The organism is Lutimonas vermicola, assembly GCF_038433205.1.
GTDB lineage: Bacteria > Bacteroidota > Bacteroidia > Flavobacteriales > Flavobacteriaceae > Lutimonas > Lutimonas vermicola.
In genome coordinates this window covers 372,596-396,812 of record NZ_JBCDNA010000002.1, presented here as the reverse complement: position 1 = coordinate 396,812, position 24,217 = coordinate 372,596, and the positions used below count along the sequence as shown (strand labels likewise).

At 39.6% G+C, this 24,217-nt stretch carries 20 protein-coding genes; 15 read left to right on the top strand and 5 right to left on the bottom strand.

Going from position 1 to position 24,217, the window contains the following annotated elements; genetic code table 11:
• Positions 1 to 1,176 carry a 2-isopropylmalate synthase gene (locus AABB81_RS09180; protein WP_342160091.1) on the bottom strand — a complete coding sequence of 392 codons (1,176 nt, stop codon included), beginning with the start codon at positions 1,174 to 1,176 and terminating at the stop codon, positions 1 to 3.
• 155 nt (positions 1,177 to 1,331) lie between these two features.
• On the opposite strand from AABB81_RS09180, the gene AABB81_RS09175 reads away from it, so the two are divergent.
• From AABB81_RS09175 to AABB81_RS09140, 8 genes are all read left to right on the top strand, one after another.
• A complete protein-coding gene (locus tag AABB81_RS09175; protein ID WP_342160090.1) occupies positions 1,332 to 2,870 on the top strand; it encodes a hypothetical protein in 1,539 nt (512 codons plus the stop codon).
• 348 nt (positions 2,871 to 3,218) lie between these two features.
• Positions 3,219 to 4,904 carry a dihydroxy-acid dehydratase gene (ilvD, locus tag AABB81_RS09170; RefSeq protein WP_342160089.1) on the top strand — a complete coding sequence of 562 codons (1,686 nt, stop codon included), beginning with the start codon at positions 3,219 to 3,221 and terminating at the stop codon, positions 4,902 to 4,904.
• 27 nt (positions 4,905 to 4,931) lie between these two features.
• Entirely contained in the window at positions 4,932 to 6,665 is a 1,734-nt protein-coding gene (gene ilvB, locus AABB81_RS09165) for a biosynthetic-type acetolactate synthase large subunit (RefSeq protein WP_342160088.1), read from the top strand.
• 5 nt (positions 6,666 to 6,670) lie between these two features.
• A complete protein-coding gene (ilvN, locus tag AABB81_RS09160) occupies positions 6,671 to 7,195 on the top strand; it encodes an acetolactate synthase small subunit (protein ID WP_342160087.1) in 525 nt (174 codons plus the stop codon).
• Between the two features lie 19 nt (positions 7,196 to 7,214).
• Positions 7,215 to 8,690, top strand: a complete 1,476-nt coding sequence (gene ilvC, locus AABB81_RS09155) for a ketol-acid reductoisomerase (RefSeq protein WP_342160086.1) — start codon at positions 7,215 to 7,217, stop codon at positions 8,688 to 8,690.
• 85 nt (positions 8,691 to 8,775) lie between these two features.
• The gene (gene ilvA / locus AABB81_RS09150) at positions 8,776 to 10,029 is read left to right on the top strand and encodes a threonine ammonia-lyase IlvA (protein ID WP_342160084.1); all 1,254 of its coding nucleotides are present in this window, start codon (positions 8,776 to 8,778) and stop codon (positions 10,027 to 10,029) included.
• A 55-nt stretch (positions 10,030 to 10,084) separates the two neighbouring features.
• On the top strand, positions 10,085 to 11,698 hold the full coding sequence (locus tag AABB81_RS09145; protein ID WP_342160083.1) for an NADP-dependent glyceraldehyde-3-phosphate dehydrogenase: 1,614 nt from the start codon (positions 10,085 to 10,087) through the stop codon (positions 11,696 to 11,698).
• A 124-nt stretch (positions 11,699 to 11,822) separates the two neighbouring features.
• Positions 11,823 to 13,280, top strand: coding sequence for a carbohydrate porin (locus AABB81_RS09140; protein ID WP_342160082.1), 1,458 nt, complete (start codon positions 11,823 to 11,825; stop codon positions 13,278 to 13,280).
• 11 nt (positions 13,281 to 13,291) lie between these two features.
• On the opposite strand, the gene AABB81_RS09135 is transcribed toward AABB81_RS09140, so the two are convergent.
• From AABB81_RS09135 to AABB81_RS09120, 4 genes are all read right to left on the bottom strand, one after another.
• A complete protein-coding gene (locus AABB81_RS09135) occupies positions 13,292 to 13,990 on the bottom strand; it encodes an RluA family pseudouridine synthase (protein WP_342160081.1) in 699 nt (232 codons plus the stop codon).
• Between the two features lie 239 nt (positions 13,991 to 14,229).
• A complete protein-coding gene (gene yihA, locus AABB81_RS09130) occupies positions 14,230 to 14,829 on the bottom strand; it encodes a ribosome biogenesis GTP-binding protein YihA/YsxC (RefSeq protein WP_342160079.1) in 600 nt (199 codons plus the stop codon).
• A gap of 45 nt (positions 14,830 to 14,874) precedes the next feature.
• Positions 14,875 to 16,044: a glycoside hydrolase family 130 protein gene (locus tag AABB81_RS09125; protein ID WP_342160078.1), complete on the bottom strand. Its 1,170-nt coding sequence runs from the start codon at positions 16,042 to 16,044 to the stop codon at positions 14,875 to 14,877.
• Between the two features lie 188 nt (positions 16,045 to 16,232).
• Positions 16,233 to 16,997 carry an alpha/beta fold hydrolase gene (locus AABB81_RS09120; protein WP_342160077.1) on the bottom strand — a complete coding sequence of 255 codons (765 nt, stop codon included), beginning with the start codon at positions 16,995 to 16,997 and terminating at the stop codon, positions 16,233 to 16,235.
• 232 nt (positions 16,998 to 17,229) lie between these two features.
• On the opposite strand from AABB81_RS09120, the gene AABB81_RS09115 reads away from it, so the two are divergent.
• The 7 genes from AABB81_RS09115 to AABB81_RS09085 are packed head-to-tail and all read left to right on the top strand — an operon-like array spanning position 17,230 to position 24,201.
• Complete coding sequence (locus AABB81_RS09115) at positions 17,230 to 17,703, top strand: division/cell wall cluster transcriptional repressor MraZ (protein WP_342160769.1); 474 nt, start codon at positions 17,230 to 17,232, stop codon at positions 17,701 to 17,703.
• Positions 17,690 to 18,586, top strand: a complete 897-nt coding sequence (gene rsmH / locus AABB81_RS09110; protein WP_342160076.1) for a 16S rRNA (cytosine(1402)-N(4))-methyltransferase RsmH — start codon at positions 17,690 to 17,692, stop codon at positions 18,584 to 18,586. Before AABB81_RS09115 ends, rsmH begins: the two co-directional genes overlap by 14 nt.
• Positions 18,587 to 18,610: 24 nt before the next feature.
• Positions 18,611 to 18,937 carry an FtsL-like putative cell division protein gene (locus tag AABB81_RS09105; protein ID WP_342160075.1) on the top strand — a complete coding sequence of 109 codons (327 nt, stop codon included), beginning with the start codon at positions 18,611 to 18,613 and terminating at the stop codon, positions 18,935 to 18,937.
• Positions 18,938 to 18,939: 2 nt separating this feature from the next.
• Positions 18,940 to 20,916 carry a penicillin-binding protein gene (locus AABB81_RS09100; protein ID WP_342160074.1) on the top strand — a complete coding sequence of 659 codons (1,977 nt, stop codon included), beginning with the start codon at positions 18,940 to 18,942 and terminating at the stop codon, positions 20,914 to 20,916.
• A 1-nt stretch (position 20,917) separates the two neighbouring features.
• Positions 20,918 to 22,381: a UDP-N-acetylmuramoyl-L-alanyl-D-glutamate--2,6-diaminopimelate ligase gene (locus AABB81_RS09095; protein WP_342160073.1), complete on the top strand. Its 1,464-nt coding sequence runs from the start codon at positions 20,918 to 20,920 to the stop codon at positions 22,379 to 22,381.
• 9 nt (positions 22,382 to 22,390) lie between these two features.
• Positions 22,391 to 23,623 carry a phospho-N-acetylmuramoyl-pentapeptide-transferase gene (mraY, locus tag AABB81_RS09090; RefSeq protein ID WP_342160072.1) on the top strand — a complete coding sequence of 411 codons (1,233 nt, stop codon included), beginning with the start codon at positions 22,391 to 22,393 and terminating at the stop codon, positions 23,621 to 23,623.
• A gap of 29 nt (positions 23,624 to 23,652) precedes the next feature.
• Positions 23,653 to 24,201 (top strand): glutamate ligase domain-containing protein, encoded by a 549-nt coding sequence (locus AABB81_RS09085; protein ID WP_342160071.1) that lies wholly within the window; start codon positions 23,653 to 23,655, stop codon positions 24,199 to 24,201.
• Positions 24,202 to 24,217 lie beyond the last annotated feature (16 nt).

The following is a 24,217-nucleotide window of genomic DNA, read 5'->3' as shown; positions in this document are numbered from 1 at the left end:
TTAAGAGGCCATTTTGTCAGCCCTGACCCTATTAGATTTTATGATCCGTTCTATGTCCATATCATGCACTTCTTTCAAGCTATCAGCAGTTTTAAGGAATTCCGGGTACACCTTGTCAAGTTCCTTCTTTGTAAGGTCAAATCCAATTTTTTTTGCCCTGTAAGCCAATGCGGCTCTTCCACTTCTCGCAGTCAATACGATCGATGATTCTGTAACACCTACCTCAGAAGGGTCCATGATCTCATAGGTTGCCCTATTTTTGATCACTCCATCCTGATGTATTCCCGAACTATGCGCAAAAGCATTCTCACCAACCACTGCTTTGTTGGGCTGTACAAGAATTCCCATATGATGTTGCACCATTTGAGACGTACTATATAATAATTGAGTGTTTATATTGGTGTCAAGATTTAAATATGGATGTTGCTTCAGGATCATGACGACTTCTTCAAGAGCCGTATTTCCTGCCCTTTCTCCAAGTCCGTTAATAGTGCACTCTATTTGACGGGCACCGTTTTGAACACCTGCAATCGAATTAGCGGTCGCAAGACCCAGGTCGTTGTGACAATGACAAGAAAGGATAACATTTTCTATTCCCTTTACATTTTCCATCAAATATTTCATTTTCGCCCCGTATTCTTCAGGTAAACAATACCCGGTCGTGTCGGGAATGTTCAACACGGTTGCACCTGCTTTAATCGCTTCTTCACATATCCTGGCCAAAAAAACATTATCTGTTCTTCCAGCGTCCTCTGCATAAAATTCAATATCTTCAACGTAGGTTTTAGCATATTTTATGGCCTCTTTAGCCCTTTCAATAATCTTTTCAGGTGTAGAATTGAATTTGTATTTAATATGTGATTCTGAAGTGCCAATACCCGTATGAATTCTTGGTTTTAAAGCATGTTTCAAGGCTTCCCCCGCAGCATCAATATCCTTCATATTGGCTCGGGTCAAACCGCATACAGTAGCATTTTTTACAAGTTTGGAAATTTCTACAACAGAATTAAAATCACCCGGACTTGAAATCGGAAAACCAGCTTCAATAATATCCACTCCCAGCTCATCTAGCCGCTCAGCAATAATTAATTTTTCTGGCGTATTTAGCTTACAACCAGGAACTTGCTCTCCATCTCTTAAGGTTGTGTCGAATATTTGGACTTGATTTTTACTCATTATTAAATATTTTTTATCACTTTTGAATAATCAAAATTAATTGGAAATCACTAATAGCTAGGATTTTCTTTTAAGGGTTTACTACATTCAAATTATTTGAAGATCTATTAAAAACCAAGTAATCAGGCTGTTAAGGGTATTTTATTACGATGTCTATGGAAAAAACAGACGCTCTTTTTTTATTGGTCAAATCATTGACAAAATCAGAAAAAAGACAATTTAAATTATATGCCGGAAGACTGGGAGGAAATTCGGAGAAGAATTTTATCGCTCTTTTTTCGGTTTTGGACAAACTGACTGAATTTGATGAAAAGCAGATTCTTTTAAAAACTAATATAAAGAAACAGCAACTCTCTAATTCCAAAGCCCATTTATACAGGCAGATCCTTGTAAGCCTTAAACTGAATCCGATACATCAAAATGCAAAAATGCAGGTGAGAGAACAGTTGGATTTTGCCACAATTTTGTATAACAAAGGACTTCACAGACAAAGCCTCAAGGTTTTGGATAAGGCCAAGGCAATAGCATTGTCGAATGAAGACACAATCCTTGCGTTTAGTATTGTGGAATTAGAGAAGGTCGTGGAGTCACAATACATTACCAGGAGTTTGAGCAGCAGGGCAGATGATTTGATCGCACAATCAAAAGACCTGGGAGAGAAAACCTTGATGCTCAGCAAGCTTTCGAACTTGTCACTTCAGTTATACAGTATGCTATTGAAAAGAGGATACGTGAGTAACGACAAGGATTTTGAAGAAGTCCGTGCGTTTTTTAAGTCGTCATTACCCGAATACGATATCAGAAAATTAGGCATCATTGAAAAACTGTACCTGTACAAGGCCTACCTCTGGTATAATTTTATCGTTCAGGATTTTGTTTCGGGATATCGATATGCCCAGAAATGGGTTGATTTGTTCTGTTACAATCCTGAAATGAAAAAAACCAATCCTGTGTTTTATTTAAAGGGAATCAATTACCTTCTTGAAGTTTTGTTCCTGGTTCAGCATTTGACTAAATTCAGGTCTACTTTGATATTTTTTGAAGAAGAACTGAAAAAGCAAAATTTTCTCATCAATGAAAATACGGAGTCCTTGGCTTTTCTGTATCTGTACCTCAATAAGATCAATTTGTATTTTTTGGAAGGTAATTTTAACCTGGGCCTTAGTTTGATTCCGGAGGTATTGGATGAAATCGAAAGCCATCGGTCAAAAATTGACGAGCATCATGTCATGGTCTTCTATTATAAGTTTGCCAGTTTGTATTTTGGTGCTTCAAAGTATGAAAAATGTATCTTTTACCTAGAAAAGATCATGAAAAACAAGCAGTTGGGAATGCGTGAAGATTTACTTTGTTTTACCAGAATATTGAATCTTATTGCTCACTATGAAGCTGGTATGGATCAGAATCTGGAGGCATTGATAAAGTCTACCTACAAGTTTTTAATCAAGATGAATGAACTGCATTTGGTACAGCAAAAAATAATCGCATTTTTAAGAAATTTAAGTAAAATATATCCTCATGAATTGAGAAATGCCTTTAAGGAACTTTATCTGGAGCTTAAGGAGTTTGAAAATCACCCTTACGAAAAGCGTTCATTTATGTATTTGGATATCATATCTTGGTTAGAAAGTAAAATTGAAAACGTTTCGGTAGAATCGATTATCAAGAAAAAATCTAAACTCAAATATAAATAGCAGTACTTTACTTGACGGTGATAAAACATCTGACGAGCAGAGGTTTCATTATGGATCAGTTCATTTTCTGATTATTTAATCAAAAATAAAGCTGAAACTTATTTTGTAAGATCATTATAGAACACCTTCCTTTGGGGAAGGTTTTTTTTTTGTTAAACCTTGTAAATAAGTGTTGTTAAGTAGTTGTTTGTCAGATAATTAATGAATATCAAGCTCAATTGGATATTGTAATAAAATAAATAAGAATTCAACTATGGCAGAAAGCCTGTTTATTTTTGATGATTATTTAAAGAATAACAACTTCCAATAAAATAATCTCAATACGAACTAAAAGATCTTTCTCAGTAAATGAACGGGTTAAACAAACACAGTCAAAGACTTACTCAGGATGAAACGCAACCAGCAGCCCAGGCGATGCTTTATGCAGTCGGCCTGAGTGATGAAGATATGCAGAAACCACAAGTGGGTATTGCCAGCACAGGTTATGATGGCAATCCCTGCAACATGCATTTGAATGATTTGGCATCAGGAATCAAAGAAGAAGTAAATAAGAAGGATCAGGTAGGCTTGATATTTAACACTATAGGAGTCAGTGATGGCATTTCTATGGGAACAAGTGGCATGAATTATTCATTGCCGTCAAGGGATATTATTGCAGATTCTATTGAGGTGGTCATGAATGCTCAAAGCTACGATGCCCTGGTGTCGGTAGTGGGTTGCGATAAGAATATGCCCGGAGCCATAATGGCCATGCTTAGATTGAACCGACCCTCTCTGATGGTATATGGAGGGACGATTGCCTCAGGAAGTTACAAGGGCCGCAAATTAAACATAGTATCGGCTTTTGAAGCACTTGGGCAAAAAATATCAGGAGAAATTTCAGATGTGGAGTATAAGGAAATCATAAAAAGCGCCATTCCCGGTGCAGGGGCCTGCGGGGGAATGTATACCGCCAATACCATGGCCTCTTCTATTGAGGCGATGGGTTTTGCCCTCCCCTATAATTCATCAATTCCCGCTGAAAATCCACATAAGGAAAATGAAGGAACAAGGATAGCTGATGCCATAAAAAACTTACTTGAACTTGATCTGAAGCCCCTGGATATCATAAGTAAAAAATCGCTGGAGAATGCGGTGGCCCTGGTCAACGCCCTGGGGGGTTCAACAAATGCAGTATTGCATTATTTGGCTATTGCACATGCGGCTGGAATTGACTTTACACTAGACGATTTTCAACGCGTAAGCGACCGAACACCCTTGATAGCAGATCTAAAACCAAGTGGTGAATATTTAATGGAAGATGTTCACGGAGTGGGCGGTACCCCTGCTGTTATGAAGTATTTGCTCGAAGAAGGGTATTTACATGGAGATTGTATGACCGTTACGGGGAAAACCCTTGCGGAGAACTTAAAGGATGTAAAACCCCTGAGTTTTGAGGAGGACCAGCAAGTGATCTATCCAACCGACCATCCCTTGAAATCGTCAGGTAATTTACAGATCCTTTTTGGAAATCTGGCTTCAGAAGGAGCTGTTGCAAAAATAAGCGGGAAAGAAGGAAACCTTTTCAAAGGAAAGGCAGTTGTCTTTGATGGAGAACAGCAAGCCAATGACGGTATTGGTGCCGGTAAAGTATCACAGGGGGATGTTGTGGTGATACGTTATGTTGGCCCGAGAGGAGGACCCGGAATGCCCGAAATGCTAAAACCAACTTCAATGATCATGGGAGCCGGTTTAGGAAAGACCGTTGCGCTGATTACTGATGGGAGATTTTCAGGAGGAACGCATGGCTTTGTTGTGGGTCACATTACTCCTGAAGCACAATCTGGAGGATTAATTGGATTGCTCGAGGACGGAGATATGATCACTATAGATGCTGCCAATAATTCGATAGATGTTGATCTCACAAAAGAAGAGATTTTGAGGAGAAGAGATTTATGGACAGCTCCAGCTCCCAAACACACAAAAGGAATATTATATAAATATGCAAAAACTGTTTCTTCCGCTTCTGAAGGTTGCGTTACGGACAAGTTTTAGAAAAAACTAAATACTAAATTGTTATTTATGGAAACAATGACAAAATCGACTCAAAAAGTGACAAATAATAAGAGTTTAAGAATATCCGGGGCAGAAGCAGTTGTGAAATGTCTTTTGGAAGAAGGTGTAGATCTGATTTATGGTTATCCGGGAGGTGCCATTATGCCTGTTTACGATGAGTTCTATAAATATGAAAAAGAATTACATCATGTATTGACAAGGCATGAGCAAGGTGCTGTTCACGCGGCACAGGGCTATGCACGGGTTTCTGATAAGGTCGGTGTTGCAATTGCAACATCAGGTCCAGGCGCTACTAATTTAATCACGGGAATTGCTGACGCCCAGATTGACTCAACCCCATTGGTATGTATAACGGGGCAAGTCGGATCTCACCTTTTGGGTAGTGATGCTTTTCAGGAAACAGATATTATTAGTATATCAACCCCTGTGACCAAATGGAACTATCAGATCACAAAAGCGTCTGAAATTCCTGAAATTATGGCCAAGGCCTTTTATATCGCCAAAGCAGGAAGACCTGGTCCGGTATTGATTGATATCACCAAAGACGCGCAGTTTGGGGAACTTGATTTTACCTATGAACACTGCAAAGAAGTGAGAAGTTACAATCCAGTTCCAGAGATGGACCCAAACAGCATAGCTGCTGCTGCTGAATTGATCAATGCAGCAAAAAAACCATTTATTGTATGGGGTCAGGGTTTGACCTTGGGAAAAGCCGAAAAAGAGTTCAAGGACTTTATTGAAAAGGCGGGTATTCCTTCTGCTTCAACATTGCTGGGCTTGTCTGCATTACCGTCAGATCATGAACTCCATGTGGGTATGGTAGGTATGCACGGGAATTATGCCCCCAATGTGCTCACCAATTCTTGCGATGTACTGATCGCTGTTGGAATGCGATTTGATGACAGGGTAACGGGAAACCTGGAAACCTACGCCAAGCAGGCCAAAATAATTCATTTTGAAATTGACCCGGCAGAGGTTGATAAGAATGTAAAAACAGACGTTGCCGTTATGGGCAATGTAAAGGATACGCTTTCGGCTATTCTTCCTCTGATTGAGAAAAAACAATATGTGGAATGGATGCAGGAATTCCATGATTTATATGAGATAGAATTTAAGGAAGTAATTGATGGTCAAATCAATGTAAATGTGGACGGCCTTACCATGGCAGAGACCATCGTGGCTTTGAATAAGGCTACAAAAGGAGAAGCAGTAATCGTTTCGGATGTAGGACAGCATCAGATGATTGCCAGCCGATTCAGTAAGTTTAAATATGGGAAAAGCAAGATAACTTCAGGAGGCCTTGGAACTATGGGATTTGCCTTGCCTGCTGCAATAGGAGCTAAAATGGGCGCTCCGGAAAGAGAGGTTGTTGCCATTATAGGAGACGGTGGCTTTCAAATGAACATACAGGAATTAGGAACCATTTTACAAACCAAGGTTCCGGTAAAGATTGTGGTGTTGAACAACCAGTTTCTCGGTATGGTACGTCAGTGGCAGGAGTTGTTTTTTGATGGTCGATATGCTTCGACAATAATGACCAACCCTGATTTTGTGAAGATTGCCGAAGGGTATAGCATAAAGGCCAGAAGAGTTTCTGAAAGAAAGGAACTCACTGAAGCTATAGAAGAAATGGTCGCTTCAAAGGAGTCGTATTTCCTTGAAGTTGCAGTAGAAATGGAGGAGAATGTATTTCCGATGATTCCAACCGGATCAAGTGTGTCTGACATCAGATTAAAATAATAAAAATGAAGACAGAAAAATATACCATATCAGTATACTCTGAAAACAATCTGGGATTGTTAAACAGAATCGCAACAATTTTTTTAAAAAGACACATCAATATTGAAAGTCTGACGGTATCGGGTTCGGAAATTGAACATGTTTCCAGGTTTATTATTGTTGTTGACATTTCTGAAGAGCAGGTCAAAAAGATCATTGGTCAGATTGAAAAACAAGTTGAGGTCATTAAAGCCTATTACCATACCAATGACGAATGCATATTTTTACAATCGGCTTTATTTAAGATCAAATCGAGTCTTCTCTTTGAAGAGCGTCAAATTCAAAATATCATTAAAAACAGCAATGCTCAGATCGTAACGGTATCACCTGAATTCTTTGTCATAGAAAAGTCGGGTCGGAGGGAAGAAATAGATGCCTTGTATGACGACCTGTCGGTTTATGGAATTATGCAGTTTGTTCGCTCTGGCAGAATTTCAGTGACTAAGGAAGAAATGAAAATATCGGAATTATTAAGAAAACAGTTAAATTAAAAAATAAATTAAAACTATAATGGCAAATTATTTTAATTCTCTTTCATTAAGAGAACAATTGGCGCAGCTGGGAAAATGCAGGTTTATGGACACTTCTGAATTTTCAGAAGGCGTGTCGGCTTTAAAAGGGAAAAAAGTAGTTATTGTGGGTTGCGGTGCTCAGGGCCTGAATCAGGGCCTGAACATGAGAGACTCAGGATTGGATATTTCTTATGCATTAAGAGAAAGTGCAATACATGAAAAACGACAATCTTTTATAAATGCTTCAGAGAACGGTTTCACTGTTGGGACGTATCAAGAATTGATCCCATCTGCTGATCTTGTTTGTAATTTGACTCCTGATAAACAGCATACTCCAGTTGTAAAAGCTGTGATGCCATTAATGAAACAAGGAGCTACACTTGCTTATTCTCATGGGTTCAATATCGTGGAAGAAGGAATGCAGATCCGCAAAGACCTTACCGTGATCATGGTGGCACCAAAGAGTCCGGGATCAGAGGTAAGGGAAGAATACAAAAGAGGTTTTGGAGTTCCAACATTGATAGCGGTACACAGCGAAAATGACCCGCAGGGAAGAGGGCTTGCAGAAGCAAAAGCCTATGCTGTTGCGACCGGAGGAGATAAGGCCGGTGTTTTGGAATCGTCTTTTATTGCCGAAGTGAAGTCTGACCTGATGGGTGAGCAAACAATTTTATGTGGTGTCCTGCAAACAGGATCGATCCTTTGTTTTGATAAAATGATCGAAAAAGGAATAGATGCCGGATATGCTTCAAAATTGATTCAATACGGTTGGGAAACCATAACAGAGGCTCTTAAGCACGGTGGAATAACCAATATGATGGATCGTTTGTCAAATCCGGCTAAGCTGAAGGCTTACGCTTTATCTGAAGAATTGAAAGAGATCATGAGGCCATTATTCCACAAGCATATGGATGATATTATGTCTGGAGAGTTTTCAAAAACCATGATGGAAGATTGGGCAAATGATGATAAAAACCTATTGACCTGGAGAGCGGCAACAGGAGAAACGGCGTTTGAGAAAACAGCAGCCGGAAATGTTGAGATCTCAGAACAGGAATATTTTGACAACGGAGTATTGATGGTGGCCTTTGTAAGGGCAGGCGTCGAATTGGCCTTTGAGACCATGACCGAAGCCGGGATCATCGACGAATCAGCTTACTATGAATCATTACATGAAACTCCCTTGATCGCAAATACGATAGCACGTAAAAAACTATATGAAATGAATGCAACGATTTCAGATACTGCTGAATATGGTTGTTATTTGTTTGATCATGCCTGTAAACCATTATTGACTGAATTTATGAAGGGGATAGAAACAGATGTCATAGGTACGACCTTTGGCAAAGGAACAAACAATGGTGTGGATAATCAGGAATTGATTGCAGTGAATGAAGAAGTGCGTTATCATCCTGTAGAAATTATTGGTTCTGAATTAAGAGAATCAATGACTGCAATGATTAAGATTGTTTAATCAGGAAATCGAAAAATTAACTTATAGAATTGAGTTGACCATCGGTTTCAAAATAATGAAACCGGTGGTTTTTTAATTGGTACATATGACAAAAACTTTTATCGATATAGATAAAATTGAAGAGGCAGCTGACCGTATTGGTGATCTGGTCAAACACACCCCCCTGATCAGGATGCCTCATTTCTCGGAGCGGTACAAGGCAGAAGTATACTTTAAGCGGGAAGATCTTCAAAGAGTCAGGTCTTATAAGATAAGGGGTGCCTATAATAAGATCAGTTCACTTGTAAAAAGCCGGAATATAAAAACTGTTGTATGTTCGAGTGCAGGAAATCACGCCCAGGGGGTGGCTCAGGTTTGTCAGTTTCTAAGAATCAAAGGTATTATTTTTATGCCAACCACAACACCTCAGCAAAAGGTCCAGCAGGTTAAAATGTTTGGCAGGGAACATATAGAAATCAGGCTTGTTGGTGATACATATGATGCTTCTTACGCAGTTGCACGTGAATTTAGTGAATTGAACCAATTTGAATTCGTGCATCCGTTTGATGACGAACAGATTATTGAAGGCCAGGGTACAGTAGCCCTTGAAATACTTAAAGACCTCAATGAACCGCTTGACTTTTTGTTCGTCCCTGTAGGAGGAGGAGGACTTGTTGCAGGAATTTTGAGTGTTTTTAAAATCAGGAGCCCTAAAACTAAAATAATAGGGGTTGAGCCACAGGGAGCCCCTTCCTTGACAACCTCTTTGTCAAATGGAAGAAATACGACTTTGACCCATATTGAAAAATTTGTTGACGGGGCAGCGGTGAAAAGGATGGGAGAACTTCCTTTTGCAATCTGTCAGGAATCCCTTGATGAAGTAACAGTCGTACCCGAAGGTAAGATATGTACCACCTTGTTAAAATTGTACAATGAGAAGGCCATAGTAGCCGAACCGGCGGGTGCGCTTTCTGTGGCCGCTTTAGATCAGTACAAAGATGCCATTGAAGGCAAGAGGGTGGCCTGTATCATTAGTGGCGGCAACAATGATATATCAAGAATGGAGGAGATCAAGGAAAGGTCATTGCTCTTTGAAGGGGTCAAGCACTATTTTATGGTTGTTTTTCCTCAACGTGCGGGAGCGCTGAAGGAGTTTGTGGTCAATGTTTTGGGAGAGACTGATGATATCACGTATTTTGAATACGCTAAAAAGAACAGCCGGGACAGAAGTACGGCCGTAGTCGGGATAGAACTTAAGAGCCGCTCTGATTTTGATCCTTTATTACAACGGATGAAGGAATTGGGATTTTTCGGAGAATACCTTAATGACAGCCCTCAACTGTTTCAGTTTTTAATATAATGCTACTTTTGTGTACATCGGATAATCAATTTATATAACCTAAATTTTACTCAATATGTCAATTAAGACGATTTTCAATGATCAGAAAGTACCTCAATCATTTCAGGTACCACTTGGAAAAAAATACGACAGCTATTTGTTAAATGGAGAGGTCAAAAAATGGAGTGGCAAAACCGCGGAGGTACACTCGCCGGTTTATAGTAAGAATAAGCACGGAGAATTACAGCCTACATTGCTGGGCACGGTTCCTGTAATGGGAGAAAAAGATGCCTTGGAAGCTTTGGATGCTGCAAATAGTGCTTTTGATAACGGGACAGGTTTGTGGCCGACTATGAAGGTGGAAGAACGCATCAAATGCGTGGAAAAGTTTGCCGGTTTAATGGTTACGAAAAGAGAAGAGGTCGTTAATTTCATCATGTGGGAAATTGGAAAGACACTTCCGGATGCCAGGAAGGAATTTGACAGAACTGTGGAATACATTTACGATACCATTGAAGAATTAAAGGAGCTCGACAGAAATTGCGCCAGGGTTCAATTACACAGTGAGGTTTATGCCCAGATCAGAAGGGGCCCTTTGGGAGTGGTTTTGTGTCTTGGGCCCTATAATTATCCATTAAACGAAACTTTTTGTTTGCTTATTCCGGCCCTGATCATGGGCAATACTACTGTGTTTAAGCCGGCAAAGTACGGTGTTATTTTGATCACTCCTTTGCTCGAAGCTTTTGCTGAAGCATTTCCAAAAGGGGTTGTCAATATACTTTTCGGGCGCGGACGTGAAGTCGCTACTCCCATTGTAAAAACCGGACTGGTTCAGGTTTTGGCTTTGATAGGGAACAGCAAATCTGCAAATGCCCTGCAAAGTCACCACCCCAAGCAGAACAGATTAAGACTGGTCCTGGGTCTGGAAGCAAAGAACCCTGCCATCGTGCTTCCCGATACCGATATGGACCTGGCAGTGGAAGAATGCGTCTTGGGTTCGCTTTCATATAACGGGCAACGCTGTACTGCTTTAAAAATGATCTTTGTTCATGAAAATATCATCGAGACTTTTAATAAGAAATTTGTAAACAGAATTAAGGAATTAAAATACGGACTTCCCTGGGAAGATGGTGTAAAACTTACGCCCTTGCCAGAACCCGGTAAGCCTGCCTATATTCAGGATCTTATTGACGATGCCGTTTCCAAAGGGGCAGAAATCATCAATGAAGGTGGAGGTGATTCGCATCACAGTTTTGTGTACCCTGCTGTTTTATATCCTGTGAATGAACAAATGGATATATACCACGAAGAGCAATTCGGGCCGGTTATTCCAATCCTTTCCTTTAAAGATGTTCAGGAACCAATTGATTCCATAGTGAATTCTAATTACGGTCAGCAGGTGAGCCTGTTCAGTAAAAATGCCGATACCCTGGCACCACTTATCGACAGCCTCGTGAACCAGGTGTGCAGGGTTAATATTAACAGTCAGTGCCAAAGAGGCCCTGACGTTTATCCTTTTGTAGGGAGAAAAGATTCAGCGGTAAGCACACTAAGTGTTCGTGCTGCGCTCAGGTCATTTTCAATCAGAACACTGGTTGCCTGTAAAAATAATCAGCTCAACAAGGATATATTGAACGATATACTCGACAATAATAAATCAAACTTTGTCAGCACGAATTACATTTTATAAAGCGCAGGTGTTTCTATCGGGCTAATTCAGATAAGGAGGTCATGGACCTCCTTTTTTATGGCCTATAAAGTTTTGTTTAAAAAAGGAACAATGATTATCTTCGGTTATCACTAACTGCTTACAGATGTCTCACAAAACCAAACCCATTGAATATCCGCCGGCCTTGGGGGTATGTTTTTTTTTCTTGGTTTTTTTAGTTTTTTCACCATGGCTTCATGGTCAGATTATGTATCAAATCCCCACCAATAAGAAGGTTAATGTGGGATCCTACGGTCGTGTCGGGGTGGATTGGAATTATGAGAATGGAGGTTCTATCGGCAGGAGGCTCAATCTGAATAATATGGGTAGTATCGGAGGGAGGCTTGAGGAGCAGGATTACCTTGAGGTGGTCCCTAATTTTAATTGGAACCCTAAAGAAGGCGATAGTACACAAATCTATGCACAGCTGAGGTTTTCTTTTTATTCAACAAGCCTTACAAGTTTTGGTAACAGCACCTCGACAAGTGCGGGCGGACTGGCTTTTGCGCTGCCTGAAATTTATGTGGAAGCCAGGAACATCAAAGGTTCTGGAGTGAGCCTTTGGGCCGGATCAAGATTATATAGGGGCCCGGATATCCATATTGCCGACCATTTTTATTTTAATGACCATTCAGGGCAAGGATTTGGTGTTGAGTTTAAGAACACCAGATTATCAACAGTATTTGTAGCGTCAACCGATACGACGGCAACCGTTCCTCCCTATTTCTATTTGAATATAAAAACAGGTACGCCAAGTACTGCGCTTAGACAAAGAGTTGTGGTCATTGGTGAACAGGATTTTAAAATCAATAAAAACAACAGCCTTACGCTTTTAGGTGAGATACACAGAATGGCTAATGCCGATGGTGAAGTTGAAATAGATTCTATTGAACAGGAGTTTAACTTTCCGTCTGATTATGGTTTTGTGGTAGGGTTAAGACACCAACATAAAATTGAAAAAATGTTACCTGGTTCATTTAATGATTTTTCCATGAGATATGGAACAGGTATCGCAAATGGAGGAGATGGAGGCTTGTCTAAGACCTGGCTCACTTTTGGGGCTCCTGATACCATTGCTCAGAATTTCAAAGGTGCTTATAGCCTTGCGGTTACAGATCATGCAGTGTTTAATTTTTCTGATAAATACACCTTGAATGGCTATGTGATTTTGACGCATAGTAAAGGGGCGGCGGATGGCAATGGTTTGTCAAAAACATTTTTTGGCCGGGAAGTATACAATAGGAAATTTGATGTTACCGTTGGTTTTAGGAACGAGCACTATCTTTCAGATTATTTTCATTTACTAACAGAAGTACATTATTCACAGAGAAAGGACGGCGATAACCCCTGGGCCAGTATGCTTAAATTTAGTGTGGCACCGGTTTATGTTCCAACGGGTCAAAGAGATACCTGGGCCCGTCCTCATTTAAGGGCCGTGGTGTCGGTAGCCCGATATAATGATTTTGCCATGGAATCGCTTTATTCTCCATATCTTGAGTTTACAGGAAGCGAGAGATGGGGTTATTATTTTGGGGTAAAGGCAGAATGGTGGATCTGGGATTGAGAATGATCCTTTTATTTTAATTTTGAGGCACAAATCTCCCAAAGAGGATCATTGGGCAAGGGAGCTTCTACTGAGAGAAGTTCTTTTTTTACAGGGTGATTGAATTCAATTTTGATGGCGTGTAAATGGATACCGCCGTTTTGATTCGACCTTTTACTTCCGTATTTTAAATCTCCTTTTATGGGATGACCACAAACAGATAGCTGACATCTGATCTGATGATGTCTCCCTGTTTCCAAATTAATCTCCAATAATGAATAACGATCCAGTTTTAGCAGGGTGGTATAGTGCAAGACAGCATTTTTTGCATCCTTGGTTTCCTTGGAAAAGGCAGTTGACTTATTGTTTTTCGGATTTTTCCTTAAATAGTGTTTCAGTGTTGCTTCCGATAAATCCGGGTTCCCTTCTGCCAGGGCCCAATAGGTCTTTTTAACTTGTTTTTCTCTGAGCATTTTATTCATCCTTTCCAGGGCTTTGCTGGTTTTTGCAAAGATGACTATTCCTGTAGTGGGCCTGTCAAGTCTATGAACCACACCCAAAAAAACTTTCCCGGGTTTCTGGTATGTAATGGCGATATAATCTTTAACAACCTCGCTTAATGGTTTGTCGCCGGTTTTGTCGCCCTGAACAATGTCTCCGACTCTTTTATTGATGATGATAAGGTGATTGTCTTCAAAAAGTATTTGCAGATTATCTTTTGTACTGTGCATTCCCGGGATCATTTGGCTGTAAAAATACGAATTAAAATCACTTCAGGTTTTTAAATGATCGGGATATGAAACAGTGACTCATGTTACATTTGAATATTTTAACAGAGCGCCTGTTTTAGCTAACTTTACAGTAGTTATCTAAATAGATATAGCGATGATTAAAGTCTTTGTTTTTATGCTGATAACTTCTTTCCTGATCCTTTCTTGCTCAGATCATAAGAAGGGCCCGTGAAAGGGGCTTACTTCATACTGTCATTTACATTTTGAATGAAATCCAAAATTTCTTCACGTCCCGTTTTGTCGGTAGATGAGGAAATAAAATATGTTGGCAATTCCTCCCAGTATTCTAATAATTCTTTTTTATAAATTTCAATGTTTTTAGGCAGGGTTGATTTATTGAGCTTATCTGCCTTTGTAAAAACGATACAAAACGGAATACCGTTAATGCCTAGAAATTCCATAAATTCCAAATCAATTTTTTGAGGAGCATGACGGCTATCGATCAGCACAAAAGTACAGGCGAGTTGCATCCTTTTATTGAAGTAGTCTTTAATGAATTTTTGAAAAGTCTTTCTTTTGTCTTTTGAAACTGAGGCATATCCATATCCCGGAAGATCAACTAAAAACCAATTTTTATTGATGATAAAGTGGTTGATCAGTTGTGTTTTTCCCGGTTTCCCGGATGTTTTGGCTAAAGATTTGTGATTGGTCAACATGTTGATCAAAGAAGATTTTCCCACGTTGGATCTTCCTATAAAGGCATATTCGGGAAGATTCTCTTTCGGACATTTGAAGACATCTGTATTACTGATGACGAATTCTGCTGATTTTATTTTCATAATTAAAATTAGTTCTAAAATTGCATACTTCTATATGACATATGCCTATTCACTGGCAACAGTAACTGATTCACTTACTGCCACAGCGATTTTTGAGTCTCCGGTACCATAATAGAGAAACCACTTGTTTTTGTAAAATACTAATCCTTCCACAAAGCAAACATTATTTACTTCTCCCATCATTTCATAGTCTTTTTCAGGAAATAAAAAATAATCATCGGTTCGGTCCAGAAGTTTGTATGGGGCCTCTTTATCAAAAAGTGCCTGTCCGGCTGCATAGGTAAATTTGGGTAACAAAGGGTCGTTAAAATTTGATGCATTACTTCCGTTGTAAATCAAGAGGATACCTTCTTTTTTTAACAAGGCGAACGGTCCCGGTTCAACGAGTCGACTATCAAAAAAACCTTGTCTGGGATGCATAACCGGAATCATTTGACCGTTCTCTTCATTTATGGCAAGTTCCCAATGAATCAGGTCCTTTGAATAGGCCATATAGAGGCTTGTGTCTCCAAAATACATCCAGTACAGGCCATCTATTTTAACAGCAATCATTCTGTTGTTTTTCAGCTGGGCGACTATGGCTCCGGATTTAGACCATATATCTTTAAAAGAATCATTTTTAATAACAAGCCCGTGTTTGGTCCAATGCATAAGGTCTTTTGAACTTGCCAATGCGAGTCGGGCTTTTTTGCCATCGTAGGCGGTATATGTCATGATGTAGGTTCCATCTTCAGTTTCAATGATTCTGGGATCTTCGGCGCCGTCAAAATAACAACTCTTACAATTTTCATCCAGCGGCATCCCGTCTTTTTTTCTATAATTCCATTCATACAGCTTCATAGAATCCTGTTCTGGGTAAAACACGGGTTTCATGTTTTTTTTAAAATGAAGCCCGTCCTCGCTGATGGCAAGACCAATTCTGGAGGTGCCCATTGAATCCTGGGCCCGATAGAACAAGTACACCTTATCGTTTGTGACTATGGCCGAAGGATTGAGTACATTTCTTTCTTCCCACAGGACTTCCTTTCCTGTAATCGGGCAAACAAACATCAAGGTGTCCGAGGGTCGTAAAATCGGATTTACCTCGTCTTTTTTTTCAAATCCGGATAAAACCCATGATTCGGGTTCCAGGACCGAAACCTCACTTTGTTGAGGGTTGTTTTGACAAGATATCAAAAGCAAAAGCGAAATGTAAAAAAATAAGATTTTTGGCATGATTGTAATTGGAGATCGGAAAATGAATGACTGAGATGTCTGGCTTCATATGGTCTCCAAGGCAAAGATAAGGTTTTCGGAAGGTACAGGAGAGATCCTTGGGATAATTTAGTTACTGAGCAAATGCTTACTGCTGTCAAGTCACATGTCATATTCAAAAAAATCGCATAAAAGCAATAGTATTCCTTTTACCTGAAATTTTTTGTGAGCCATGGTTCGAGTAAATCATTGAATTTATCAGGAGTTTCCATCATAGGGGCATGCCCGCATTTATCGATCCAGTGCAATTCAGAATTAGGCAATAATTTATGAAATTCTTCAGCTACAGAAGGGGGTGTTACCGTGTCCTGTTTTCCCCAGATCAAACAAGTTGGAACTTTCATTTTTGGAAGATCTTTTGCCATGTTGTGTCTGATGGCACTTTTGGCAATAGCAATGGTCCTTATCAGTTTATTTCTGTTATTTAAAGTTTCAAAAACATCATCAACAACCTGTTTGGTAGCAATTTCAGGGTCATAAAAAACATCCTGTGCCTTCTTTTTGATATATTCGTAATCACCTCTTTTTGGATAGCTTTCTCCCATGGTGTTTTCATAGAGTCCGGAACTGCCTGTTAGCACTAAGCCATTGACATTGTTCGGATTCAACTTGGTATGAAATAATGCGATATGCCCTCCCAGAGAATTACCCATCAGTATATACTTCTCAAGACCTTTGAATTTGACAAAATCTTTGATAAACTTTGATAGACTCTTTACATTAGTCTTTAACAACGGAAGTGTGTAAATGGGTAGTTCAGGCATGATGACCTGATATCCTAAATCTGAAAAATGGTCAAAAACGCCATCGAAATTACTTAAGTTCCCCATGAGACCATGCAATATGATTAAAGGGGTTCCTTCACCTGATTCAAGGTAGGAATATCCATTTTCTTTTTTGACGGTGTATTTCATTTACGATCTAAATTCTTATCGATTTGCAAATTTAAATAATTTGGTTCAAAGTACTAATTTTCTCTTCATTAGTTCAAATTATTTTCCACAAAAAAAATCCTGTTTATTTAATGGTCGATGAATCAATTACTTAAACGAATATAAAGAAAGTTATCAACAAAGTGGTAAAAAATGGTAAAAAGTGGTAAAAATCTTTATATTTGTCATTATAAATCAATTTTCAGGGCTCAAAGTGGTAAATCTAATCGGTACATACGAATGTAAGGCAGATGTCAAAGGACGTCTTATGCTGCCTTCTCCACTTAAAAAGCAACTGTCCAGCATACTACAGGATGGTTTTGTTTTAAAGCGCTCTGTTTTTCAGCCATGCTTAGAGTTGTATCCCATGAAGGAATGGAATGAAATGATGGCGAAAGTAAACAAGCTAAACAGGTTTGTCAAGAAAAACAATGACTTTATAAGAAGGTTTACTGCCGGAGTTAAGGTTGTTGAGCTGGATGTGTCCGGAAGAATGCTGATTCCAAAAGACCTGCATTTATTTTCGGGAATTACAAAGGAAGTTGTGCTCTCATCATCAGTGAATATCATTGAGATCTGGGACAAAGAAAAATATGAAAGAGCCATAGATGATGCAACGGTTGATTTTGCTGATTTGGCTGAAGATGTAATGGGAAACGTAAATGATGCCGATCATGAGTTATCATGACCCGGTACTGCTCTTTGAAAGTGTTGATGGTCTTAATATAAAACCAGATGGTATTTATGTGGATGTGACCTTTGGAGGGGGAGGTCACTCCACAGAAATACTAAAGCGACTTGATGCCAACGGAAGATTGTTTGCCTTTGATCAGGATGCGGATGCTTTGAATAATGAGATACAGGATGAGCGCTTTGTTCTGATCAATGAGAATTTCAGGTTCATAAGCAGGTTTCTGCGTTTTCACGGAGTGAAAAAAGTAGATGGAATTTTAGCAGATCTAGGTGTTTCCTCACATCAGTTTGATAGCGCAGATCGCGGGTTCTCTACAAGGTTTGATGCAGAACTTGATATGAGGATGAACGCAAATGACACCTTATCGGCATTTGAGGTAGTCAATAAGTATACTGAAGAGGAGCTTTCGCAGGTTTTGTATCAATATGGGGAGTTAAGAAATTCCCGAGCAATAGCCAAAGAGATCGTGCAGGTCAGAAACCAGGACCCCATAAGAACCAGCTTTCAGTTAAAAGAGGTTTTAAAGCGTTTCTTGCCAAAGTCCAAGGAACATAAGATTTTGGCTCAGATATTTCAGGCCATCAGAATAGAGGTAAATCAGGAAATGCAGGTTCTTAAAGAGTTTTTATTGCAAACAGAGGATCTGCTGAATGTCGGGGGAAGATTAAGTGTGATATCATACCATTCATTAGAAGACAGGCTGGTAAAAAGATATATGCAGTTTGGATTGTTCAAGGGTGAACCGGAAAAGGATTTTTATGGGAATGTAAGCGTTCCTTTTAAAAAAGTGGGAAAATTGATTCTTCCGTCAGCCGATGAAATAAAAAGGAATAACAGGTCCAGAAGTGCCAAATTAAGAATAGCAGAGAAGAATTAATCAAATCAGAAGTCATAACTCAAAATGTCAAAAGTCAAACAAACCTTGTACAACATCCTTAAGGGGAAGTTTCTTGTGGATGAAGATGCAAAGAAGAATTGGGGCTTTATCATCTTCCTCACCTTCCTTGCATTATTGATGATTACCAGTTCTCATCAAATAGACAGAAAGGTCCAAAGCATAGCTTTATTGAACAAGGAAAAGCGCAAACTCTATTCTGAATTTGTCTCAACACGATCTGATCTTATGAAATTAAAAATGGAGTCAAGTATTTCAAAAAGGCTTGCTGATAACGGATTGTACATATCTCAAATACCACCTCAAAAGATCAAAGTAATCATTAATAAATAAACATGGCAGTTGAAAAGAAACAAATATTGAACAAACTCTACCTGCTTACGGGGTTTTTGTTCTTGTTTGCCATTGCGATCATATACAAACTCATTCATATAGAACATATCGATGGGGAGATGTATCGTGTTGAAGCTGAGGAAGGCACTGTCAAGACTTTTGAGATAGCGGCCAACAGGGGCAGCGTGTACACAGCTGACGGCAGTTTGTTGGCAACTTCTGTTTCACGCTTTGATGTCAGGATGGATGCCGTTACCATTTCAGAAAGTGACTTCGAATCCGGGATCAAAGAATTGAGTGAGGCTTTATCAGACATGCTCGGTAAATCTGCAAGTTATTATGAAAACAAGATCAGAAAAGCCAGGGTAAATAAGAACAGGTATCTTTTTATAACCCGAAACCTGAGTTATAATGATTATCAAAAGTTAAAAAAGTTTCCGATTTTCAAATTGGGAATGTACCGGGGAGGTTTGATTATTGAGCAGCGAACAGTAAGAGAGCATCCTATTGGTAAAATAGCTGAAAGGGCTGTTGGCTACGATGATTACAGAGGCAGGGTAGGTATTGAAGGCAGCTTTTATGAATTTCTTAGAGGTAAAAAAGGGAAAAGGTTAAAACAAAAAATTGCCAAAGGTCAATGGAAGCCTTTAAATGACAACAATGAAATAGAGCCTATTGATGGAAAGGACATCATTACTACGATAGACCTGAAAATTCAAGATGTTGCCCACCATGCTTTGCTGGCCCAATTGGAGGAGTTTGAAGCAGATCACGGTTCAGTCGTTGTCATGGAGACAAAAACAGGAGAAATCAAGGCTATTTCAAATCTGGGCAGAACTTCTGTGGGTACATATTTTGAACAGCGAAATTATGCGATTTACGAATCTCATGAACCCGGATCAACATTTAAGCTGATGGGGATGGTTGTGGCTTTGGAAGATAAAGTGATCGATACTTCTCAGATTATTGATACAGAAAAAGGAGTGATCAGGTTTCATGGAAAGCCCGTGAGGGATTCACACCATGGTGGCTATGGTAAAATTTCAGCATCAAGAGTGTTTGAAGTTTCCTCAAATGTTGGCATCGTTAAGATCATTGATGAACATTACAAGGATCATCCCGAAAAATTCATAGAAGGTTTAAAAAGGATGAAAGTTGGTCAAAAAATAGGTTTGCCTATTAAAGGCGAGGGGGAACCCAGAATTCCCGACCCAACTAATAAAGACACCTGGAATGGCTTATCTCTTCCATGGATGGCTTACGGTTATGGCGTTTCTTTTACACCTCTCCAAATACTTACTTTTTATAATGCCATTGCTAATAACGGGGAAATGGTTAAGCCAAGGTTTGTAAAAGAGATCAGGGCGCAAAGCAATGTGGTGACGAAATTTGAGAAAGAGATCATTGATCCCAGAATCTGTTCACAGGAGACCATAGACCAGGTAAAGGAAATGATGTTGAATGTTGTAAAAAGGGGTACGGCTGAAAATATTTACGACAAGAATTTTTCAATGGCGGGTAAAACAGGAACCTGTCAAACAGAGTACTGGACAGATGAGACCAAATATATTTCATCCTTTGTTGGATACTTCCCTGCAGATAAACCAAAGTATTCCTGTATTGTAGTAATCCACAAGCCCGATAAAAAGAAAGGCTACTACGGTAATATCGTGGCGGCACCTGTATTTGAAAGAATAGCAAGAAAAATTTATACTGAAACCCCAGTGGTTGAAGAGGTGGCATTCACAGAAAACCTCTCTTCGATGGATGATGACTATGAAGGGTATTACGAAAAGGCAAATAAAGCATATACCAAAGTGCCTGATGTCAAGAATATGCCGGGAATGGATGCTGTATCCTTATTGGAAAATATGGGCTTCAGGGTAAGTTTTATAGGTATTGGAAAAGTAAAAAATCAGTCGATTAAGGCTGGATCGGCCATAAAAAAGGGGGAAGTCATCAAATTAGAATTGTCCTGAATTGAAGAAGTTAAAAGACATATTGTATGGGGTATCCGTTGAATCAGTTAAAGGTTCAACCGATATTGACGTTCGGGGCATTGAGTTTGATTCCAGAAACATTGATCAAGGGTCCTTGTTTGTAGCTCAAAAAGGTTTGCTTTTCGACGGACATGATTTTATAACCCAGGCTATTTCTAAAGGTGCAACGACTATTGTGTTCCAGGATTTCCCGAAAGAGACTCCTCAAGACGTTACTTTTGTCCAGGTGGCAGATGCCGATGAGGCCCTCGCACTTATTTCTTCTAATTTTTACGAGAATCCATCCGAAGCTTTAACCTTAGTGGGTGTTACCGGTACAAATGGCAAAACAACCATAGCAACCCTCCTGGCGGAACAGTTTCAAAAAGCAGGTTTTAAAAGTGGATTAATTTCAACGATTAAGATAAAAGTTGGCGAGAAAGAGATCCCCACCACCCATACTACTCCAGATTCGGTTACGATCAACAAGGTGCTCAGAAGAATGGTTGATCAAGGCGTCAGTCACTGTTTTATGGAGGTCAGTTCTCATGGAATTCATCAGAAAAGAACCATGGGTTTGACCTTTAGTGGAGGCATATTTACAAATTTAACGCATGACCATTTAGATTATCACAAATCTTTCGCTGCCTACAGGGACGTAAAAAAATCTTTTTTTGATTGCTTATCCTCAAACGCTTTTGCCCTGGTGAATCTTGACGATAAAAATGGAAGCGTCATGGTACAGAACACAAAAGCTAAAAAGTATGGTTACGCCCTTAAAACAGAGGCAGATTACAAGGCCAGAATTTTGGAGAATCAGTTCCATGGATTACTCCTCAATATAGACGGACAGGAAGTCTGGACAAAATTGATAGGTACATTTAACGCATATAATCTTTTGGCAATTTACGCTACAGCTGATTTGCTGGGTGTGGATAAATATGAAAACCTCAGGATTCTGAGCGAACTGGATAACGTTTCAGGCCGGTTCCAGCACGCAGTTTCAAAAGGCGGAATCAACACCATTATCGATTATGCGCATACTCCTGATGCGCTCAAAAATGTTTTAGAGACGATCAATTCGATCAGGACCTTCAACGAGCAAGTCATTACTGTTATCGGTTGCGGAGGTGACAGAGACCGGGAAAAGCGCCCGAAAATGGGAAACATTGCATCAAGTTTAAGCAATCAAGTGGTTTTTACTTCTGACAACCCCAGGAATGAAGACCCGGAACAAATTATTAAAGAGGTGGAAGCAGGAGTACGTCCTGAAAATTATAAAAAGACCATATCCATCACAGACAGAAGGCAGGCAATTAAAACAGCCTGTAAGCTGGCTCAGGAGGGCGATATAGTTCTCGTTGCCGGAAAAGGCCATGAAAACTATCAAATCATTGGCGACCGGAAATCGGGTTTTGATGATTTTGAAATCACGAATCAAATACTGACTGAACTCAATAAATAGAAACCCAGAATGCTATATTATTTATTTGAATACTTAGATCAAAATACCAGCCTTCCGGGAGCAGGATTGTTTCAGTATATCTCTTTCAGGTCGGCTCTGGCTTTTGCATTTTCCTTGTTGATCTCAACCATATACGGTCGCAAGATTATTGACAAGCTCAGGAGGATGCAGGTCGGGGAGTCAATAAGAGACCTGGGTCTTGAAGGTCAGGTTGAAAAGAAAGGCACCCCAACGATGGGAGGGTTGATTATCATCATGGCGACTTTGATCCCTGTGTTTTTATTCGCCAAGCTCGATAATATTTACATCATTATTTTGATTGTCACGACAATATGGATGGGGACCATTGGATTTGTGGATGATTATATTAAGGTTTTTAAAAAGAACAAAGAGGGGCTTAAAGGCCGTTTTAAAATTGTCGGCCAGGTAACCCTTGGGATTTTTATCGGGTTGATGCTCTATTTCAACCCTGATGTTGTGGTGAAGGAAAAACTAAGTCAAGGCGAAGTTGTCATCAGTCAGGACATAACCATATCGTCGAATCGTTTCAGCGAAGCCGAAAAATCAACAAAAACAACGATCCCGTTTGTTAAGAATAATGAATTTGATTATGCCAACGTGCTCACCTGGATGGGAGATTGGACCAAGGATTATGTTTGGCTTTTCTTTGTGATTGTGGTAATATTTATTATTACCGCGGTTTCAAACGGGGCGAATTTAACCGATGGAATTGACGGCCTGGCAGCCGGCAGTTCGGCCATTATCGTTCTGGCACTGGCCATTTTTGCATGGGTCTCGGGTAATATCATATTCGCAGATTACCTCAATGTCATGTACATCCCAAATTCAGGAGAGATAACCATTTTTATAAGTGCCTTTGTGGGAGGCCTGGTCGGGTTTCTATGGTATAATGCATATCCGGCACAGGTCTTTATGGGCGATACCGGCAGTTTGACAATAGGCGCCGTGATTGCAGTGATCGCTCTCTCTGTAAGAAAGGAATTTTTAATTCCTATTCTGGCCGGGATCTTTTTGGCAGAAAATCTGTCAGTTGTATTTCAAGTTTCCTATTTCAAGTATACAAAAAGAAAATACGGACAAGGAAGAAGAATTTTTCTGATGTCACCACTTCACCATCATTACCAGAAGCGCGGATATCACGAAAGTAAAATAGTAACCAGGTTTTGGATTGTTGGAATTCTGCTTGCAGTAATTTCTATCCTGACACTAAAAGTAAGATAATTCAACAATAACAATTAAATAGAAACTACATGAGTATTTCATCTTTTGCTTTACAAACCAATTTTAATGTAAAGAATGCTATGGCATCCAGCACCTTGTCTGATTTGATGAGAGTGAGAAAGGAAACCATTCGAAATTGTCTTTCTGATTTTGAGAATGAAGAGCACAGGCTTGAGAAAGTTTTGACGATCAACGGATCTCAGTATGTGAATGATTCAAAAGCGTCAAATGTCAATGCAACTTTTTATGCTTTGGACAGTATGGAAAATACAACCATCTGGATCGTTGGAGGTGTGGATGCTGAAAATGATTATGACATGTTGCTGCCACTTGTCAATGAAAAAGTCAATGCCATTATTTGTTTGAGCAATAATAATGACAAGCTTATTGAAACATTCGGCAACGTTGTGGATTTCATGATCGAGACAACAAGTATACAGGATGCTGTCAAGATCGCATATAAACTTTGCAGGGAAGGTGAAACGGTTCTTTTTTCACCTGCGGGAGCTTGCGAGAACACAGCAGAAAATTACGAAGAAAGAGGTAAGAAATTTAAAGAAGCAGTAAGGCAATTATAAATTGAAAACATAGGGA

Excerpts from the sequence above, each read along its gene's own strand:
- AABB81_RS09180 (WP_342160091.1), bottom strand. The coding sequence starts at position 1,176 with ATGAGTAAAAATCAAGTCCAAATATTCGACACAACCTTAAGAGATGGA.
- AABB81_RS09175 (WP_342160090.1), top strand. The coding sequence starts at position 1,332 with ATGGAAAAAACAGACGCTCTTTTTTTATTGGTCAAATCATTGACAAAA.
- ilvD (WP_342160089.1), top strand. The coding sequence starts at position 3,219 with ATGAACGGGTTAAACAAACACAGTCAAAGACTTACTCAGGATGAAACG.
- ilvB (WP_342160088.1), top strand. The coding sequence starts at position 4,932 with ATGGAAACAATGACAAAATCGACTCAAAAAGTGACAAATAATAAGAGT.
- ilvN (WP_342160087.1), top strand. The coding sequence starts at position 6,671 with ATGAAGACAGAAAAATATACCATATCAGTATACTCTGAAAACAATCTG.
- ilvC (WP_342160086.1), top strand. The coding sequence starts at position 7,215 with ATGGCAAATTATTTTAATTCTCTTTCATTAAGAGAACAATTGGCGCAG.
- ilvA (WP_342160084.1), top strand. The coding sequence starts at position 8,776 with ATGACAAAAACTTTTATCGATATAGATAAAATTGAAGAGGCAGCTGAC.
- AABB81_RS09145 (WP_342160083.1), top strand. The coding sequence starts at position 10,085 with ATGTCAATTAAGACGATTTTCAATGATCAGAAAGTACCTCAATCATTT.
- AABB81_RS09140 (WP_342160082.1), top strand. The coding sequence starts at position 11,823 with ATGTCTCACAAAACCAAACCCATTGAATATCCGCCGGCCTTGGGGGTA.
- AABB81_RS09135 (WP_342160081.1), bottom strand. The coding sequence starts at position 13,990 with ATGCACAGTACAAAAGATAATCTGCAAATACTTTTTGAAGACAATCAC.
- yihA (WP_342160079.1), bottom strand. The coding sequence starts at position 14,829 with ATGAAAATAAAATCAGCAGAATTCGTCATCAGTAATACAGATGTCTTC.
- AABB81_RS09125 (WP_342160078.1), bottom strand. The coding sequence starts at position 16,044 with ATGCCAAAAATCTTATTTTTTTACATTTCGCTTTTGCTTTTGATATCT.
- AABB81_RS09120 (WP_342160077.1), bottom strand. The coding sequence starts at position 16,997 with ATGAAATACACCGTCAAAAAAGAAAATGGATATTCCTACCTTGAATCA.
- rsmH (WP_342160076.1), top strand. The coding sequence starts at position 17,690 with ATGAGTTATCATGACCCGGTACTGCTCTTTGAAAGTGTTGATGGTCTT.
- AABB81_RS09105 (WP_342160075.1), top strand. The coding sequence starts at position 18,611 with ATGTCAAAAGTCAAACAAACCTTGTACAACATCCTTAAGGGGAAGTTT.
- AABB81_RS09100 (WP_342160074.1), top strand. The coding sequence starts at position 18,940 with ATGGCAGTTGAAAAGAAACAAATATTGAACAAACTCTACCTGCTTACG.
- mraY (WP_342160072.1), top strand. The coding sequence starts at position 22,391 with ATGCTATATTATTTATTTGAATACTTAGATCAAAATACCAGCCTTCCG.
- AABB81_RS09085 (WP_342160071.1), top strand. The coding sequence starts at position 23,653 with ATGAGTATTTCATCTTTTGCTTTACAAACCAATTTTAATGTAAAGAAT.